The 17,199-nt window shown below is 58.4% G+C and carries 11 protein-coding genes; 2 read left to right on the forward strand and 9 right to left on the reverse strand.

What is annotated here, in order from left to right:
- The first annotated feature begins 184 nt into the window (after nucleotides 1–184).
- On the forward strand, nucleotides 185–1,192 hold the full coding sequence (locus TM5383_RS04905) for a GlxA family transcriptional regulator (protein WP_058317923.1): 1,008 nt from the start codon (nucleotides 185–187) through the stop codon (nucleotides 1,190–1,192).
- Nucleotides 1,193–1,248: 56 nt separating this feature from the next.
- On the opposite strand, the gene TM5383_RS04910 is transcribed toward TM5383_RS04905, so the two are convergent.
- The 3 genes from TM5383_RS04910 to TM5383_RS04920 all read right to left on the reverse strand — a co-directional run bounded on the left by TM5383_RS04910 (nucleotide 1,249) and on the right by TM5383_RS04920 (nucleotide 5,929).
- A complete protein-coding gene (locus TM5383_RS04910) occupies nucleotides 1,249–2,478 on the reverse strand; it encodes an acyl-CoA dehydrogenase family protein (RefSeq protein ID WP_058317924.1) in 1,230 nt (409 codons plus the stop codon).
- Nucleotides 2,479–2,662: 184 nt separating this feature from the next.
- Nucleotides 2,663–5,275, reverse strand: coding sequence for a PAS domain-containing hybrid sensor histidine kinase/response regulator (locus TM5383_RS04915; RefSeq protein WP_143570204.1), 2,613 nt, complete (start codon nucleotides 5,273–5,275; stop codon nucleotides 2,663–2,665).
- Nucleotides 5,276–5,395: 120 nt separating this feature from the next.
- Nucleotides 5,396–5,929 carry a putative pterin-binding protein gene (locus TM5383_RS04920; RefSeq protein ID WP_231725039.1) on the reverse strand — a complete coding sequence of 178 codons (534 nt, stop codon included), beginning with the start codon at nucleotides 5,927–5,929 and terminating at the stop codon, nucleotides 5,396–5,398.
- 275 nt (nucleotides 5,930–6,204) lie between these two features.
- On the opposite strand from TM5383_RS04920, the gene TM5383_RS04925 reads away from it, so the two are divergent.
- The gene (locus tag TM5383_RS04925; RefSeq protein ID WP_058317926.1) at nucleotides 6,205–6,816 is read left to right on the forward strand and encodes a response regulator; all 612 of its coding nucleotides are present in this window, start codon (nucleotides 6,205–6,207) and stop codon (nucleotides 6,814–6,816) included.
- Between the two features lie 88 nt (nucleotides 6,817–6,904).
- Here TM5383_RS04925 and TM5383_RS04930 read toward each other — a convergent pair whose 3' ends face one another.
- From TM5383_RS04930 to TM5383_RS04955, 6 genes are all read right to left on the reverse strand, one after another.
- The gene (locus TM5383_RS04930) at nucleotides 6,905–9,523 is read right to left on the reverse strand and encodes a calcium-binding protein (protein ID WP_058317927.1); all 2,619 of its coding nucleotides are present in this window, start codon (nucleotides 9,521–9,523) and stop codon (nucleotides 6,905–6,907) included.
- A gap of 84 nt (nucleotides 9,524–9,607) precedes the next feature.
- Nucleotides 9,608–11,068 (reverse strand): UDP-glucose dehydrogenase family protein, encoded by a 1,461-nt coding sequence (locus TM5383_RS04935; protein WP_231725040.1) that lies wholly within the window; start codon nucleotides 11,066–11,068, stop codon nucleotides 9,608–9,610.
- Nucleotides 11,069–11,279: 211 nt separating this feature from the next.
- Nucleotides 11,280–12,707, reverse strand: coding sequence for a mannose-1-phosphate guanylyltransferase/mannose-6-phosphate isomerase (locus TM5383_RS04940; protein ID WP_058317928.1), 1,428 nt, complete (start codon nucleotides 12,705–12,707; stop codon nucleotides 11,280–11,282).
- 141 nt (nucleotides 12,708–12,848) lie between these two features.
- On the reverse strand, nucleotides 12,849–14,438 hold the full coding sequence (locus tag TM5383_RS04945; protein WP_058317929.1) for a glycosyltransferase: 1,590 nt from the start codon (nucleotides 14,436–14,438) through the stop codon (nucleotides 12,849–12,851).
- Nucleotides 14,431–15,837: an HlyD family secretion protein gene (locus tag TM5383_RS04950; protein WP_058317930.1), complete on the reverse strand. Its 1,407-nt coding sequence runs from the start codon at nucleotides 15,835–15,837 to the stop codon at nucleotides 14,431–14,433. Before TM5383_RS04950 ends, TM5383_RS04945 begins: the two co-directional genes overlap by 8 nt.
- Before the next feature lie 281 nt (nucleotides 15,838–16,118).
- The gene (locus TM5383_RS04955; RefSeq protein ID WP_058317931.1) at nucleotides 16,119–17,198 is read right to left on the reverse strand and encodes an alginate O-acetyltransferase AlgX-related protein; all 1,080 of its coding nucleotides are present in this window, start codon (nucleotides 17,196–17,198) and stop codon (nucleotides 16,119–16,121) included.
- Between the last annotated feature and the right edge of the window lies 1 nt (nucleotide 17,199).

The raw sequence follows: 17,199 nt of genomic DNA on the forward strand, positions 1-17,199 counted from the left end.
ACCCCTTGTCGCAAAAATGCGCAGAAGACGTCGGAAACAGCTCGATCTTCCATCCAAGACGACAAAAACCCGCAAAAGGACGTCAGTGCGACAGTAAATAGTCGCAAATGATCAAGCCAAACTCCATACCGCAGGGTAAAGACAGTCAGCCCCTGCCCAAACCATCGTCGACAGCAGAAAGCCAATGCAGCAAGATCGTTTCATCCAGCGCGCCGCCTCCGCCAATTTTCCGATGGAATTTGATGGCCCGCCCGAAGACTTCTATTTTCTTTTGTTGCCCAAGGCGACGATGCTGGCTGTTGCCGCTGCGATCGAACCGCTGCGCATTGCCAACCAGCTGACCAAGCAGCAACTCTACCGCTGGTACACGATGAGCGAGGACGGCAGTACCATCACCTGTTCAAACGGGATGATGATCACCCCTGACATGGCCTTGGCCCCCCTGCCGCTGAATTCCTACGGGTTTGTTTGTTCCGGTGTCGAACCGCAGACCCAAATCGGGGACGCGACGCTGAACTGGCTCCGGCGCGAAGATCGTTTTGGCCGCCGTCTGGGCAGCATTTGCTCGGGTGCGTTTGCCTTGGCGCGCGCAGGCCTGCTGAAGGACCGCCGTTTCACCCTGCATTGGGAAAACCAGCTCGGCCTGATGGAAGAGTTTCCAGATCTGGAACCTACTAGTGCGCTCTATGAGGTGGACGGGCGCATCATGACCTGTGGTGGGGGCAATTCATCGCTGGATATGATGCTGACATTGATAGAACAGCGCCATGGTGCGGATCTGGCAATTATGGTGGCTGATATGTGCATCCACCTGCGATCAGGCGCCCAAACGGCACCGCAGCGATCGGCCAGCTCGGCCGCTATCGGTTGTCGCAATCGCAATCTCTTGGCCGCGATCCAGATCATGGAACAGGAAATCGAAGAGCCCCTGTCGATGGAAGAGATCGCTGATCGTTTGGGCGTGTCACGCCGTCAGGTGGAACGATTGTTCAAACGCTACCTGAACCAAAGCCCGATTTCCTACTACAACGACCTGCGCCTGTCGCGCGCCTATGGGATGCTGAACGAAACCGATCTGACAGTGACTGAGATTGCCGCTGCAACTGGCTTTCGCTCCTCCAGCCATATGGCGCGGGTGTTTCGGGAAAAATACGGTTCAAGCCCGAACGCACACCGCAAGTCTTGGTCCTAGGCCGCAGTAGAGAGGCGCGCCACCGCGCCCCTCCCCGGCCTAAGCAAAAGGCAGCGTTACACTTTTTCCTGTGTATGCTTGCGCAGTTCAGCGCGGGCGATTTGGCGGCGATGCACCGCGTCGGGGCCATCAGCCAGTCGCAGGGTCCGCACATGGGTCCACTTGATCGCCAGCGGGGTGTCCTGTGACACGCCCATACCGCCGAACAGTTGCACAGCCTCGTCAATCACCTTCAACGCCATGCGCGGGGCGACAGTTTTGATCATCGAAATCCACGGCGCAGCCGCCCGCGCATCGCCTTGATCCATATACCACGCGGCCTTGAGACATAGCAGACGCGCCTGTTCAATCTCCATCCGGGCTTCGGCGATGATGTCGTGGTTGGCGCCAAGGGCGGCCAGCTTCTTGCCAAAGGCCTCACGCTCCAGCGCGCGTTTGCACATCAGTTCCAGCGCCGCTTCACCGGCACCAATCGCGCGCATGCAGTGGTGGATACGGCCCGGCCCCAGACGGCCCTGACTGATCTCAAACCCGCGACCCTCACCCAATAAGATGTTCTCCGCAGGCACCCGCACATTGGTGAACCGGATGTGCATATGGCCGTGGGGCGCGTCATCGTGGCCGTAAACCGACATCGGGCGCAGCACCTCGATCCCCGGGGTAGCGGCGTCTACAACAATCATCGAATGGCGCTGGTGTTTGGGCGTCTCATCTGTGCCGGTGTTCACCATCACGATGTAGACCTTACAACGCGGATCACCGGCACCAGAGGCCCACCATTTTTCGCCGTTCAGCACATAGTCATCACCATCGCGCACGCAGGACATCGAAATGTTGGTCGCATCAGAGGAGGCCACATCCGGTTCCGTCATCAGATAGGCGGAGCGAATGTCGCCCGCCAGCAGCGGTTCCAGCCACTGCTGTTTCATCGCGTCGGTGCCGTATTTGTGGAACACCTCCATATTGCCGGTATCGGGGGCCGAGCAGTTGAACACCTCCGCCGCCAGACCGACACGGCCCATTTCCTCAGCAAAATAAGCATATTCCACGGTTGAGAGGCCCAAGCCCCCCTCTCCGTCGGTTAGCCAGAAATTCCACAGGCCGGCTGCCTTGGCCTTGGCTTTCAGGCCTTCCAAAATCTCTGCCTGGCGGTCGGTGTACTGCCAGCGATCGCCCTTAGCAATTTCTGCGTCAAACTCTTCCTGCAGGGGCGCGATCTCATCGTTGATCATCGCGATCACACGATCCAGCAGCTTGCGGTTCTCTGCCCGAATTCCAAAATCCATACCATCCTCCTTTGATGTTGGCGCCACGGCCCAAGGCATCGTGCGCAACAGGCGCCTCCCCGCGCCCATATCATCTGGGACAACTAGACCACCGCTCACCCCAGAGGGAAAGCACTACGGCAGGTGACGTTGGGGCCAATGGTAAAATCAACGGTAGAACTACGGCGCCGACGCTGATCAAGGATTACTGAATTGTTTTCGCCAAGACCGACACCTGTTGGCGCGCTTCTGCGGCCAATTCAGGTAGGATCAATGCCACCTCATCCGCTGGCGCGTTCTGCGGCAAATCCTCAATCCCCTTGAGCGCCTGCTGCAATCCATCTTCGCCCAAAAGGCCAGCCATACCCGCCAGATTGTGTGCGGTCTGAATTTGGTCCTCACTCAACCCAACCGCATCCTGCAACTGCACGAGCAATGCCTCTGTATCAGTGGCAAATTGACGGATCAGGGTGGCGAATTTGTCTTCGCCCATGCGATCAACAAAGTCGCTGCGTGTTTGGCGGCCCAACTGGTCAGCTTCGGTTTCGTAAACACGGGTACAGTCTGTCCCCTGCTGCACAGCATCAAGCGCGCGATGCAGCTGGGTCAGGCTGACGGGTTTGGTGACAATGCCACAGAAACCAGCCGCCAGAATACGTGCGTGATCTTCGGGCGACGCATGAGCCGTAACAGCCAATGCAATCTGCGTATTCCCCTGCGCACGCATGGCCGCCAACGCAGTGATCCCATCCATGCCGGGCATGGAAATGTCCATCAATATCACGTCCATCTGTTGCGTCGCCGCGGCCTTGATCCCGCTGGGACCATCATGAGCGGTCAGCACCTCTTGCCCCAGATCAACCAGCATGTCGGTCAAAATTTCACGGTTAATTTCGTTGTCTTCAACCACCAGCACCCGAGAGGGTTCCAACGTAGGAATATCCGACCGATCTGTCTGCGACAATGGACGCTCTTCCGATTGGGCCGCGGTCCGTTCCTGGACCGGTGGCGTCGTTACCGGCAAGGGCAGCACGATCTGGAATAGGCTGCCTTCGCCTTCGATGCTATCAACCGTGATATCGCCTTGCATCTGGTCGACCAAACGCTTGGTAATCGCCAAGCCCAACCCCGTCCCGTCTGAGCGCCGCCCAAAACTGGGATCAACGGTTACAAATTCCTGAAAGATACTGTCGATCTTGTCTTCGGGTATGCCGGTGCCTGTATCGCTAACGCGAATTTCCACCATGTCAGACCCATGCAGACGTTCCACCTCTACGGTAATCTCGCCCTGATCAGTGAACTTCACCGCATTGCCCACCAGATTAACCAAACAACGGTTTACACCTGCAGGATCACCGATCACAAAGTCTAACCCGTCCGTCAGCAAATTAACCTGCAACTGATTGCCCCGCGCCTTCGCTGGCGCGGACTGGCTGAGGATCAGCGTGTCGATCAACTGGCTCAGATCAAAGGGCACGGGCTCTGCAGCCTCGGCATGAAGCGCATCCAGACGTGATAGATCCAGTACATCATTTACATGGCTGAGCAGCAAATCACCCGAAAACTTGGCAGCGCGCAGATTGCGCGATTGCCGATCGGTCAAAGGATCGCGCTGCATCAACTCAAGTGACCCTAAAATGCCGTTGAGCGGCGTGCGCATTTCATGGCTCATCACAGTGAGCAGATCGGCCTTGGCCTTTTCGCCGGCCTGTGCTTCGTCGCGGGCGCGTTTCAGATCGGCTTCGACTTGCACCTGCGTGGTGATATCGCGCAGGAACGACACGAAAACCGTCTGGCGGCCGGCCTTGGCGGCGGTGATGGATAGTTCTACCGGAAACAACTCTCCGGATTTGCGCATTGCTTCCAGTCGAAGACGTCCGGCATCGATCACCCGTTTTTCCGCTGTACGCGCATAGCGCGCCATGCCTTCTGTGTGAGCGGCGCGCAAATGTTCCGGCACGATCAATTCGGCCATGTTCTGGCCCCTCACCTCATCCCGGCTGTAGCCAAATACCGCCTCGGCGGCCCCGTTGAATTCCAGAATGCGACCATGTCTGTCCACCACCAAAATAGCGTCCAGCGAAGAGGTTACCATCGCCTCGAACCGCGCTTGTGTGCGTTCATTCTGCGCCGCGATCAAACGCCCTTTGCGCAACAACCGCAGCAGCAGCAGTGCAAGCGCGACCAAAACAGCGATCAACATCAAAGAGGACACCGCCAGACGCATCAATGTCTGGGATAGATCTTGCCGCGCCATGTCAGAATTTTGCGCAAATCGCGCAACACCGCTCAGCAATAGACGTCGGACAGGTGCTTTTTGCGCCTCCGTCAGGGCCGAGAGTTCGGGCAAAGCGGCAATCAGACCGCTATTCGGCATATCAATCAATGCTGCCCCATCATCCAGATAGCCGCGCAACCCTGCCATGATTTGTTTGTTTTCGGCATCATTCCACAGCGGCAGATATAGCGGACCTGTTTCATAGGTGCGCACCCGACTGTAGAAAATATCAAACCGTACCCGCAGTAACCGCAGCGCAGTGGCCAGATCGGCGGCCTCACCTTCAGGCCCCCCCTCAGCGCCAGCTGCACGTTCTTGTCGCGCCAACAGCGTGCTCACCTGACTGATCTGCCCATCAAGGCGCAGCAGTTCCACCTCCAACTGGGCGATGTTCCATTGCAAGTTATCGGTGGATGCAGTGGACAGATCCTGCAAACGACCACGCACCTCGCCCATAAGAACACCCGTCAGGATGAACATCGCCAGCAACACCAGAACAAAAATCTGGCGGGCGGGGCGTATCGGAAAAAACCGGATCACGGGCACAAGATGTCCTTTTCCTATTCCAAGGCGACGCAGCACAGACAAATCCCCCCGCAGGCCGCGGGGGGCATAGGCCAGCACAGATGCGAACCGTTCGGTCGCAAGTTACGCGCCATGTTAGGAGGTAGGCTCGATCCGATGCAACTGCCAGATGCTGCGGGAATAGTACTGCTCGGATTGATAGTCGGTGTTGTCGTCAAACGGATAGATCACCCAAAGCGGCCCCTTATCACGCACAGACATCGGCGCGCCGTTCAAGGTATCAGCCACAATTGGCCCGCCCTCGACCGCATCATCCAACGGAATGGTCACCGCGTAATCGTTCAGGGCGATGAAGCTCATCGTTTCCGCCGTAAGCCCTGCTTGGTCGACTAAGGTCGCCAGCGAAACACCTTCAAACTCGACCACGCCTTCGGTCCAGATCGTGCTGGTGCGCACGGAGACGCGGGGCAGCGCCATTAGCGCATCGCGATCCAGTTCAACAACTGCGCCTCCATTTGCGGGAACGATCGTCAAAATGGTTTCAGCCTGCGCGGCAGTCGCAGACGCGCACAACGTAGCCGCAGCGGCAATTGCCATAACACGGCTAGATGCAGATTGAGCCGCCGCATGCAAACGGCTGCTGATGCTAGGGAAAACGGAATGAAACATCTGGTGACCTCTCTTGCTGTTGCCCTGATACTGCAAAAAATTTGCCGCTGTGTTTCGACGCAATGGGTTAGTGAACTAACCTTTGGGATAGTCGGGACATGCAATCGCCAAATGCGATGTCCTGATGGCGATCTGGTGGATAGCTATGCTCACCTTATGGTTGGTCAGGACGTATAGAGAATTTCGTGTTATGGTTCGGTCATTGGACAAAGGCACGATTATTGCTGGCAAGCCGTATTGGGCGCGGCCAGCGCATTATGTTGAGAGGGTTAAACATGCGCATTTTGATTGCAGACGATCATGAAATGGTTCGCGACACGCTGACCGTGTTCCTTCAAGCTGAAGGTCGCATTCAGGTCTTTGCCGCCGCCAGCCTGCCAGAAGCCCTGCAGGTCACGACCGCCAAAGGCCCATTTGATTTGGTTCTGCTGGATTACAAAATGCCCGGCATGAATGGGTTGCAAGGCTTGAAACAGGCCGTCGCGGCACATCCCGATCAACCTTTTGCCATTCTGAGCGGCACCGCCCCGAACTCTATCGCGCAAGAAGCTGTTGATGCCGGCGCGCTGGGCTACCTGCCCAAAACGATGGGCGCCAAAAGCATGGTCAACGCGATCCGCTTTATGGCGTTGGGCGAAACCTTTATTCCGGCGTCGGTGATGCAAGCCGGCAACGAAGCCGAAGATGCCTTTGACAACCAGCTCAGCCAACGCGAAACCGAAGTATTGAGTGGCTTGTGTGCCGGTCAATCGAACAAAGAGATCGCCCGCGATCTGGGCCTGCAGGAGGTCACGATCAAACTGCATGTGCCTACCCTTTGTAAAAAACTGGATGCACGCAATCGCACCCATGCCGCAGTGATCGCCAAAGAGGCAGGGTTCGCTTAAATCTCCCCTGCCCGCTGTTGGCATAGCACCCGGTGAAAAGGCTGATGAGGCAACGCAGGTTTGATCTGCACGCCCCATCAGCGACACCTCAAAACAGGAAACTGTCATAGAGGCCGTCTGCCTCGGTCAACAGATCCAGTCCGGTACCTGTCAACGCAACCGTTCCCGCACCAAGGTCCACAGTGATGGTACCATCAAGGGATTGCGTGACCGAGGTTGCAAACCAGGTGGCGCTATCCCCCAAATCGACACCGCGCAGATCTAGGTAGTCGCCTTCGGTGATGTCATAGTCACGGATTTCCACATCGGAGCCGTTCAGATCACGTTCTCGGAAAATGAAACGATCCGCGCCATCACCGCCCCAGGCGACGTCATCCCCTGCCCCGAGGAACAGATTGTCGCGTCCCGCACCGCCATCCAGCACATCCGCCCCACTGCCACCAGCCAGTGTGTCACGCCCTTCGCCGCCAGACAGAGTATCAGCACCGGAGCCGCCGTTCAGGCGATCCCGACCGGCACCACCATCCAGAACATCATCGCCGGAACTGCCCAGCAGCGTGTCATTATCAGCGCCGCCAGACAGGGCATCATTGCCGGAACCGCCTGACAGGCTGTCGGCGCCATCACCGCCGCGCAGGTCATCTGCGCCGCCGCTGCCTTCCAACGTGTCTTCGCCGATCCCACCAACAAGCAGGTCGTCGTGGCTGCCACCGCGCAAGACATCATCGCCAGCATCACCATAAAGGCTGTCATTGCCGGAACTGCCCAGCAACAGGTCATCGTCATCGCCCCCTTGCAACAGATCATCGCCTGTCCGCCCGTCGAGCGTATCAGCCCCCGATCCGCCTTCCAGCGTGTCGCGATCGCTGCCGCCGTTCAGGTCATCTGCGCCTTCACCCCCCATCAGGTGGTCAAACCCGGTGCCACCCTGCAGGGTGTCGGAACCTGTGCCACCGAGCAAGGTGTCATGCCCCGCAGATCCGGCGATCAGGTCATTGCCAATACCACCGGCCAACCAGTCATCGTTTTCCGGCAGCAAATTGCCCAGATGGTCATAGCGCAATCCGTCCGCGTCATAGGTTGACGCCGGGCCAGTCGCGACCGCGTCGAAACCAGCGCCGCCATGCAGGCTGTCATCACCCGACCCGCCCATCAGACTGTCGCCGATCGACCCGCCGGTCAGCAGATCGTCGCCAATGCCGCCCTCCATCGTGTCGGCACCGCCGCCGCCTTGCAGGTCATCGTCATAGCTCAGATCCCCCTCGGTGGTGGCCACCAGTTCCAGATCCCGCAACAGCATCGTCGCTTCCAGATCGATGGGATCAAAGGGATTTAGCGCGGTCGGGTCCGCCGCCCCATCGTTGGAATAAGACCGTGGCGCGTCGCTGACCAGAACCAAGGTGGCGCTACTGCCATCTGGTGCGATGTCCACGCGGTAGATCCCCCCTGCCGCGCGGGTGGCGTTGTTCATATCGTGATCGCCGGAATTGCCACCAACAAACAGCGTACCGTCGGTATCATAGATCGCCGCCCCGAATGTAATCGCGGGGGTTCCAGTCAGCAGTTGACCATCCACGATAGTATGCGTGACCGCGATAGAGGAAATCTGCGGACTATCGCCAGATATATCCACCGTCACCAGCGTGGCAGGCGCGCCCTCATAGGCGCCACGGGCCACCCCGCTGAAGCTTTGCGTTGCTGCGTCAAAGGACAGGTCATAGACGTTCAGCCCAAACAGCGCGTCATTCAGATCAATGCGGGTTTCCACCGGATTGCCATTCGCGTCAAAACTGTCCACGTCAATTTTGCTGAGGAAGTTGAGGCGCGAGTTGAAGATCCATAGGTTGCCCTGATCATCAAAATCCCCCGTCCAGCTGCGGAACGGTCCCTCGCCAATACGATAAACCGCGCCGGTGGCGTCAAACATCACCAGATCATCGCGCGATACCGCATTGCCCAGCGCATCAGTGCCATTGCCGACCGCGACACCGTAGATCAGGCTGTCCTCTTGGTTGAAGCCAATGGCGTTCACATTCACCGTGCCGGCCGCGCCGACGCGTTGATAGGTGGCGCTGTCGGTGTCAAAGACATGCAGCGTGCCGTTAAACACCTGGTAAAGGTTCGCCTGACCAGGGGCAAAGGCGGCCACTGTGACCTCTTGGCCACCGATGGTCATCTGGGCCTCGGTGCTGAACACCGCGCCTGACGTGTCGATTACTGGCCCGCCGCCTTCACCGGGAACAGCGCGCAGGGTGATATCCGTTGTACTGTCTGACGCCGTGAAGGTCAGGCTGTGGTCGGAAAACGCGCCGCTCTGGCTGTCGTAACTGGCGACGACCACGCCGTCTATTAGTACCTCCAACCCTGAATCCACATGCCCTGCGGCAAAGTTTGCCGCGAGTGACATCGACAAATTGTAGACGCCCTGCGCTTCGGTTGCGACGGTTTGGGTCATTTCCTGCAAACCGTTTTCCTGACTACTGACCTGCCAATTGCCGACACTGCCATAGTCGGCAAAGCTCAGCGCACCTGCGGCATTACCCAGCAGATTCTCTTCGGCGTAGTCGCCGTAAATCAGGTCGTTACCACTGTCACCGGCCAATGTGTCATTGCCTGCAAGGCCCACCATCGTGTCCTGCCCTGCGGCGCCAGACAGATCGTCTGCCACGCCAGTGCCAACAATCATATCGTTTGCGTTCGTCGGCATATTCCCCTCCATCATACTGTTTGAATTAAGAAAATGGCGCCACGCCCTGATCCGTTTCAGGGAGCGGCGCGTTTCATGCGCAAATTACCAACCGATGCCGTGCAGCGGTGCCGCGGTCGCTTCCGGCTCTGCAAACAGACCGACCAGATCAATCACCGCCCGCACATTGCTGCGGCGCGCCACCTCGCGGTAGGCATCAGACGGGTGGGTGATGACCAAAACCTCGGCACCATTCACCACTGCATCCAGATCATCGCGCAGCATATTCGGCAGTTTTTCCGCCAGATCCGCGCCCCCCTTGGAGCCATGGCGCACATAGGCCAGCTGGCCTTCCAGAGGGGTGTCGGCAGTGATCGCCTCATCATGGACGCGCAGCGCGGCACCTTCAGCGTGCAGGGCGGACATCACCTCGAGGATCGGGCTTTCGCGCAGATCATCGGTGCCGGGTTTGAACGCCAGACCCAGGATCCCCACACGGCGGGCGCCCGTGGCGCGGATCATGCGCAGTGCCTCGTTGATGTGTTCACGGTTCGAGCGTTCCAGATTGCCGATCATCGGCAGGTCAATGCCCGCGGCCTCGGCCATATGCTGAACGGCGCGCACCTCTTTCGGCAGGCAAGAGCCGCCGTAGGCGAAGCCAGGTTTCAGATAGTAGGCCGACAGGTTCAGCTTGTGATCCTGAACGAAGATATCCATCACCTCGCGGCTATCCACGCCCGAGGGTTTGCACAGGCGTCCAACCTCATTGGCAAAGCAGACCTTGGTCGCGTGCCAGACGTTGTCGACATATTTCACCATCTCTGCCGCCTCGATGGAGGTAAAGATCGGGTCCGCATCCACCGGCGCATAGATGTCGCGCATCACTTCGGCGCTGCGCATGTCGGTGGTGCCGATCACGGTTTTCGGCGGATTGTGGAAATCAGCAATCGCCACACCTTCGCGCAGAAATTCGGGGTTAAAACAGATGCCGAAATCTTCGCCCGCTGTTTTGCCCGACAGCTCCTCCAGGATCGGGGCCATCACCGACAGAGTGGTGCCCGGTGGGATAGAACAGCGCATAACGAAGACATGGAAACCGTCCTTCTCCGCCAGACCACGCGCCATGCTTTCGGCGGCGGCCTTGATGTAGCGATAGTCACAACCGCCATCTGCTGCGGTGGGCGTGCCAACAGACACAAATGTCACATCCGTATCACGCACCGCCTGTTCCAGATCGTCGGTGGCGCTGATCAAGCCGGCATCAACGCCGGACAGCAGGGTTTCGCCCAGATCCTTTTCATGGATCGGACTTTCACCTGCGCTGATCTGCGCCACCTTTCGCGCGTCCACATCGACACCCACACAGCGGTGGCCCAGCGCCGACAGGCAGGCCATCGAGACAGCGCCGACATAACCCAGGCCAACCACGCTGATCGCGGGTTTCAGTTTCTGTTGTTTTTGCGGGTTCAGAACAGGGTGCAGCGCAGGCGTCGGCACCGGGTTCATGACAGGTTTCGGCGCCTCTACAATCTCGGCGTTCTGGCGGTCAAACTTCAGCAGTTCCATAATGTACCCTCCGGTAAGATTGACCCCAACCTAGCGGTCCGAAAGTGGGTGCAGGGGCGGTAGAAAGGACAGGCAGAGCGCCAGAAGAACACACCTTATAAACTTTTGTTTACAAAAAATTTTTGAGAGAAATTTTAAACAAAAAATGGGCCCGCACGATCACTCGCGCGGGCCCTTTGCAGACGGGGCACCGAGGGTCAGAATGCGGCCGTCATGCAACCTCTTCCTCGGCATCACGGGCATAGATATCCTCATAGCGCGTGATGTCATCTTCGCCGAGGTAACACCCTGATTGCACCTCGATCAGCGCCAGTGGCAGCTTGCCGGGATTTTCCAGCCGATGCACCGCGCCCAAGGGGATGTAGGTACTTTCGTTTTCGGTGACGAGCTTCTCTTCCTCGCCCACGGTCACCAGTGCAGATCCCTCGACCACAATCCAGTGTTCAGCGCGGTGTACGTGGCTTTGCAGGGACAATTTCTGACCGGGATGCACCACGATGCGTTTTACCTGAAACCGGGCGCCCAGCGACAGGGTTTCATAGTAGCCCCATGGGCGATGGCAGCGCGGAAACTCTTCGGCCTGCGGGGCGCTGCGGGCATTCAGCACTTCAATCGCCTTGCCCACCTCTTCGCTGCGGCTGGCATCGGCAACCAGCACCGCATCATCGGTGGCAATCGCGACAATCCCATCAAGGCCAAGACCAACCAACGCCATATCGGGATTGGTGCTTTTCAGCAGGGAATTGCGGCATTCAATCGCTTCCACCTCACCCAGCAGCGCGTTACCGCCAGGGGTGTCCACCTGATGATCACGCAGCGCAGACCAGCTGCCAAGGTCGGCCCAGCCACAATCGAGCGACACGGCGGTGCATTTCGGCAGCTTCTCCATTACGGCGCGGTCAAAGGCAATGGCGCGGCAACGTTTGAAGGCATCACGGCTAAGACGATGGAAGCCCAGGTCTTCGCCCCCAAGGCTCAGTGCTGCCTCGCAGGGGGCCATCAGGTCCGGCGCATGGGTGCGGAAAGCGTTCAGTGCAGTGTCGACGCGCATCATGAACAAACCGGCGTTCCACAGCGAATGACCACGCCCCAACAATTCGGTTGCGGTGGCCAAGTCGGGTTTTTCCACAAACTCTGCCACTGTTTGCACACTGGCATCGCTGCCACGATCAACCTGCAGATAGCCATAGGCGGTACTGGGATGGGTGGGAATGACGCCGAAACACACAACCTCGCCTGCTTCGGCACGGGGCATTGCGACATCCAGTGCAGCCTCGAAGGCGGCGGTGTCGCGAATGACATGATCGGCCGGGCTGATCAGCATGACAGCGTCTGGCTGCGATTGATGGGCCAGTGCAGCAGTCAGAACAGCGGCGGCGGTGTTGCGCGACAGAGGTTCAACAATGTGACGCGCATCATGGATGCCCACGGCGCCCATCTGGTCACGCGCGATAAACCGGCACTCTTCGTTGCTGATGACGCAGGGCGCATCAAAACGTTCGCCGCTCAAGCGCATCAGCGTGTCCTGAAACAAGGTATTGCCCCCAAGGAGCGGTGCAAATTGTTTTGGCAGTGCGCGACGCGATGCAGGCCACATACGGGTGCCAGTGCCCCCAGCGATAATGACAGGAATAATCATAAGAACCCTCTTTCTTAATCCGTTTCTGTAACCTCAATGTGCCCGAAACATTCCGCGGCATGCGGCGGCGGAGGGTTAGGGTTTCGCGCAAAAGGATAGGAATTGGCCGGTGGGATAGTCGCCTTGGCCCGCCGGCGTGATTCAGATGCCAGGGATTTCCATCAAGCCAACATAGAGCATGATCAGCGTCACAAAGAGACACACGGCAGTTGTCAGTTGAAACAGCGCAAACCAATTACGCATCCGGTCGCGCAGGCTGGTCGCCTCACCCGCTGATTGGTTCCCGCGGTTGGACCATTTCTGTTTCGACAGGTGGAAAATCATGTAGATCTTTACCGAGGCGTTGATCACCTGATTGAGGTAGAGGATAAACGGCCAACTCATGTCTGCCTTGCGCGAATAGCCAAACAGGAACAGCGATAGGGTGACCCGCGAAAACACCACCCAGATCAGGCAGTTCCATATGTAACCCGGCGCGATAAAGTTGCCGAGGATGGCCATCACCGGCGACACCATCATCGTCCACATCGCGATGCGCTGATCGACAATGCACCACCAGATGAAAAACGGCATCCGGCGCGGGCCCAGTGCAATCGCCCGTGCCCCGTTGCGCAGCATATTGCCCGACCAACGGCGGAAGTTCTGGACCATACGGGACAGTCCGTTTTCCTTGATCACCTCGATCGTATAGACGGTGGCGTCCGGCACATAGGTCATTTTGACCCCGTTGCTCAGCAAGCGGTACCAGCTGGATTTGTCATCCCCTGACAGAAAGCGGAACCGTCCCCAAAGCCAATGGTCCAGATGGTCCGCCTCAATATTGCGGATGAAGGCGCGGGTCAGGATATGACTGGCGCGAAAGACGCTCATCCGTCCGGTCAGGGTCAACACGCGGCCAGCCAGTGCGTGACTCTGCATTGCCAGACGTCGCTGGGCAAATCGCATGTCCAGCCAACGCGCGATCCAGTCGGGGCCGTAGCAGATCACCTCTTCATCCGTTGTCAGCGCGCCCAGTTCAGGATCAGCGGCAAACATCGGCAGGCATTTCTGCAGGACATCACCGCCATAAAGTGCATCCCCATCCATGAAGATCACCAGATCATCCGGATCCACCTCTTCGCGGCACATCGCCCGCAGGATCATCCCGATCGCCATGCGTTTGCCCGGCTGGTTCTGACGCAGAAACACCAGTTTGGCCAGATCATCGGGAATGTCCTGAGCATAGGTTTCGATGAAGTCACGGATAATGTTTTCATCATAGGCGCTGCCGGTGCCGATGTAGATCGTCGTCGGGATGCGTTCACGTCGCACTTGGCCAAGGATCGACCCGATCACCCGTTTGGTGATCGAAGGCTCCTCGTAATAGGTGGTCATCTGGATGTGCAGACGCTTTGGGCGCCAGCCCTGCTGCCACAAATCATCCGCACGCGCCCGCATGCCGGGCCAGACCAGTTTGCCCCAATAGGCGGCGCGGACCGAATGGGTGAACCACCAACCAAAACGCCAGATGCCAAGAGTACCCAGCACCAGCGACAGGTGCAGCACCCTGGGGTCAAAATAGCGGTTCGGCAGGTTGAGCAGCAACCACTGCAGGGTCAGCGCGGTGACCGCCAGAATACAGATATGAGGCAGCCCCCAGCGACGCAGGTAGGGTTTGCGGGGCTTTTCAAATTCACGCAGGCGCTGCGCCAGATCTTTATCAAACCCATATTCATCTTCGGGACTATACATCGGTGCCCCCCCCAGAAATGCGCGCCCAAAGGGACGACAACCAACCGCGCGGCCCTGCAAGCATCTGACGATCAGCCAGAATGTTGACGGGCGCCCCTACCCGCAACTGCTGGCGCAAGTCGGCATTGCTGAAACCTTCGATCTGCACAGTCACCTCGATCCCAAATTCACCGGGGCGGTTGGGAATATCACCAGCGCGCACATCACTGATATGGCCCGTGACCTGGCGTGCCTCGCCGCTTGTGTTCACCCCGACAAAGGCAGGCATCCCCGGATAGAGATCCTCGGCATATTTTGCATCGACCCAGCCAACCACATGGCGGGGTGCATCATCCTCCATCTCGACCACTGGCTGACCGGACAGGATGTACTGGCCAGACTGCACCAAGACGGCCTGCACTACCCCATCGTAGGGCGCGATAACCTCGGCCGCTTTGATGCGGGCCTTCAAACCATCCCGCGCGCTGCGTTTTTGGCGCAGCTCTGTTTTCAGCTCTGTCAGGCGCGCGTTCAACAGACGCTCCGTGACCGCCAGCGGATCACGTGCAGCCGCGGTCTCAGGATCACTGAGGCGCAGGTCCTGCCAACGGTTGCGTAGGACATCAAACCCGCGCGGTCCAAAATGAGCTTCATAGACCAGCCCCACCTCAACCAGTCGCAGAACTTCGTCCTTGACGCCGCGCAGTTTCTCAAGGCGGCTGAGCGCGCGCTCTGTCTTGTCCAATTGATCACGGGTCGCCGCATAGTCGATGCGCGCAGTGTGCAGACGCGCCATCAAGTCCGGGTCTTCGACAACGGCCAACACATCGCCTGCCGAAACCGTACTGCCCGCCGTTACCGTCACCGCGCCGACCACGCCGGGGCGCAATGCTGACAACGCGGAAACCGGCGCGACAACACGGCCATATTGCACAGAAATACGGTTCACTGCGTTAAAGGCATTGGTGCCGATCGTCGTCATCACCCCCAAAAACAGCGCCACATAGATCACCACATGCACGAGGGTGCGGATCACCTCGGTGATTTTTTTGCGATTGCCAATCTTGGCTTCTGCCTCTGCTTCGGTTTCCTCGACCGGTACCAGATCAACGGGGGTATCCAGAGCGGTGATCACATCACCCGATGCGACCATCCTTCCTGACAGTAGTGCGCGATAGAAAAGTGCCAGCACCTCACGCTGCCGCCCCGTCAGATCCTTAAAGAACACCTCGCGCGTGTCAGGCGCAGGCTCCAGCTGCACGGGAAATCGTACATCGACCCCCTGAAATGGGACCGCAAGATAGCCATGTTCTGGACGATCGGGGGCATCCTCGGGCCATTTCAGTCCCTGAAGCGACCATTCACGGATCACCACATCATCGCCCTCAGGCGATTGAAACGACAGCGGAGCCCGAACCATATAGTCCAGGTCCGCGTGGGGAGATCTGTGTTCGACCCTCATCGAAACCTCCGGCAGCGGATACAACTGCGCTCAACCATAAGGGGCGAGAGCAATGCCATCGGCGGGCAGCAGAACAGTGTTGCGACCTGAAGGTCAGATTTCCTATCCTTTGGGTTATGGGCCGGGTCCACCCCGCACAGACAGCGTGCGAAGTTCATGCATGATAAGGGAGGGTAGGCGCACAATCGGGGCTGTCATGCTGCACATCACCGCCCCGCTTTTTGATGAAAACAATCCGATCAACCCTGGCTGGCAGCGCGCAGTGCCTTCAGAACCGCACCCAAACGTTTGGTAGAGTTTAGGTTTTGCGTATAGGGAAATTCCCAGACCAGCAGGTCATAATCCCCCCCCGCAAGACCACCGGATTTGACGAACCCCTGCATTCCACGATGCAACCCGCCACCAGAGACAGAATAGTTGTCCACATCCCGCCCAAAGGCGGCCGCCAAGGCATCTGCAACACGGTAGTGATCGCGCTTGTAGCGGTCAGAGAAGCTGGTGCCGACAAGGGCGATCCGCTTGCCACTCTGCCCCTCAGCGGGGCTATCTCCCAGCAAACCCTGCTCCACGCTCTCTGGTGTGGCGAATACGGCGGTTGGTGTCTTTTCCACTGGCAGCTTGATGTCGCAACTCTTGCGCACCAAATCAGCAAGTGATCCGCGCTCTTCAATACGGCCTTTCCAACCCACAATGGACGGCCCTTCTGCCATGACCAGTTCAGGCGCGGCATCAGAAACCTGTGTGGCCAGCAGTGCAGCACTTTCGGCGGCGCCCGTCGGGGTCCAATGCGTGTCACGACGGAAATAGAACCGACGGCGCAGATCAGGATCGCCCAGCGCAAGGGCGCTCAGATCCGGCACGATCGCCCCCGTCGCGCGCAAGTCAGCCAGCATATCCTGAAAACTGCGCAGGGCCTTTGCGGTGTCATAATCGGCTGCCGCCTCGCCCATGGTTTTGCGCAAAATTCCCTGCCCAGCCACCACCGGACGCGGCGGCGCCACAAGGATCGCAACCTTAACCCCCTGCCCTTCCAGTGTTGTCAGGATTTCCTCCAGCATTTCTTTTGGTTTGTCTTTGATCTTGAAACTCTGGCGCAGCTGATTGCTGGCGAAAATCCAACCGGTATCTGCACTGGCATAAACGGGTGCCAGACTGGCGTATTTTTCGGGCATCGCTTGTGGATCCAGCAGCCGATCACAGTAGGGCGCAGCAGCAGCAGCAGCGGCGACAGTTACAGCGGCACCAACACCGAACGCCGCATGACGGGCAGCAGTGAAGGTTGCGGGAAAACGACGGGCAAATTGGGTCACAAAGGTCATA

Source organism: Thalassovita mediterranea (genome assembly GCF_001458435.1).
In the GTDB taxonomy this organism is placed as follows: domain Bacteria; phylum Pseudomonadota; class Alphaproteobacteria; order Rhodobacterales; family Rhodobacteraceae; genus Thalassobius; species Thalassobius mediterraneus.

Coding starts and splice junctions, on each gene's coding strand:
- TM5383_RS04930 (WP_058317927.1), bottom strand. CDS start 9,523: ATGCCGACGAACGCAAACGATATGATTGTTGGCACTGGCGTGGCAGAC.
- TM5383_RS04945 (WP_058317929.1), bottom strand. CDS start 14,438: ATGTATAGTCCCGAAGATGAATATGGGTTTGATAAAGATCTGGCGCAG.
- TM5383_RS04955 (WP_058317931.1), bottom strand. CDS start 17,198: ATGACCTTTGTGACCCAATTTGCCCGTCGTTTTCCCGCAACCTTCACT.
- TM5383_RS04925 (WP_058317926.1), top strand. CDS start 6,205: ATGCGCATTTTGATTGCAGACGATCATGAAATGGTTCGCGACACGCTG.
- TM5383_RS04940 (WP_058317928.1), bottom strand. CDS start 12,707: ATGATTATTCCTGTCATTATCGCTGGGGGCACTGGCACCCGTATGTGG.
- TM5383_RS04910 (WP_058317924.1), bottom strand. CDS start 2,478: ATGGATTTTGGAATTCGGGCAGAGAACCGCAAGCTGCTGGATCGTGTG.
- TM5383_RS04935 (WP_231725040.1), bottom strand. CDS start 11,068: ATGGAACTGCTGAAGTTTGACCGCCAGAACGCCGAGATTGTAGAGGCG.
- TM5383_RS04920 (WP_231725039.1), bottom strand. CDS start 5,929: ATGTTTCATTCCGTTTTCCCTAGCATCAGCAGCCGTTTGCATGCGGCG.
- TM5383_RS04905 (WP_058317923.1), top strand. CDS start 185: ATGCAGCAAGATCGTTTCATCCAGCGCGCCGCCTCCGCCAATTTTCCG.
- TM5383_RS04950 (WP_058317930.1), bottom strand. CDS start 15,837: ATGGTTCGGGCTCCGCTGTCGTTTCAATCGCCTGAGGGCGATGATGTG.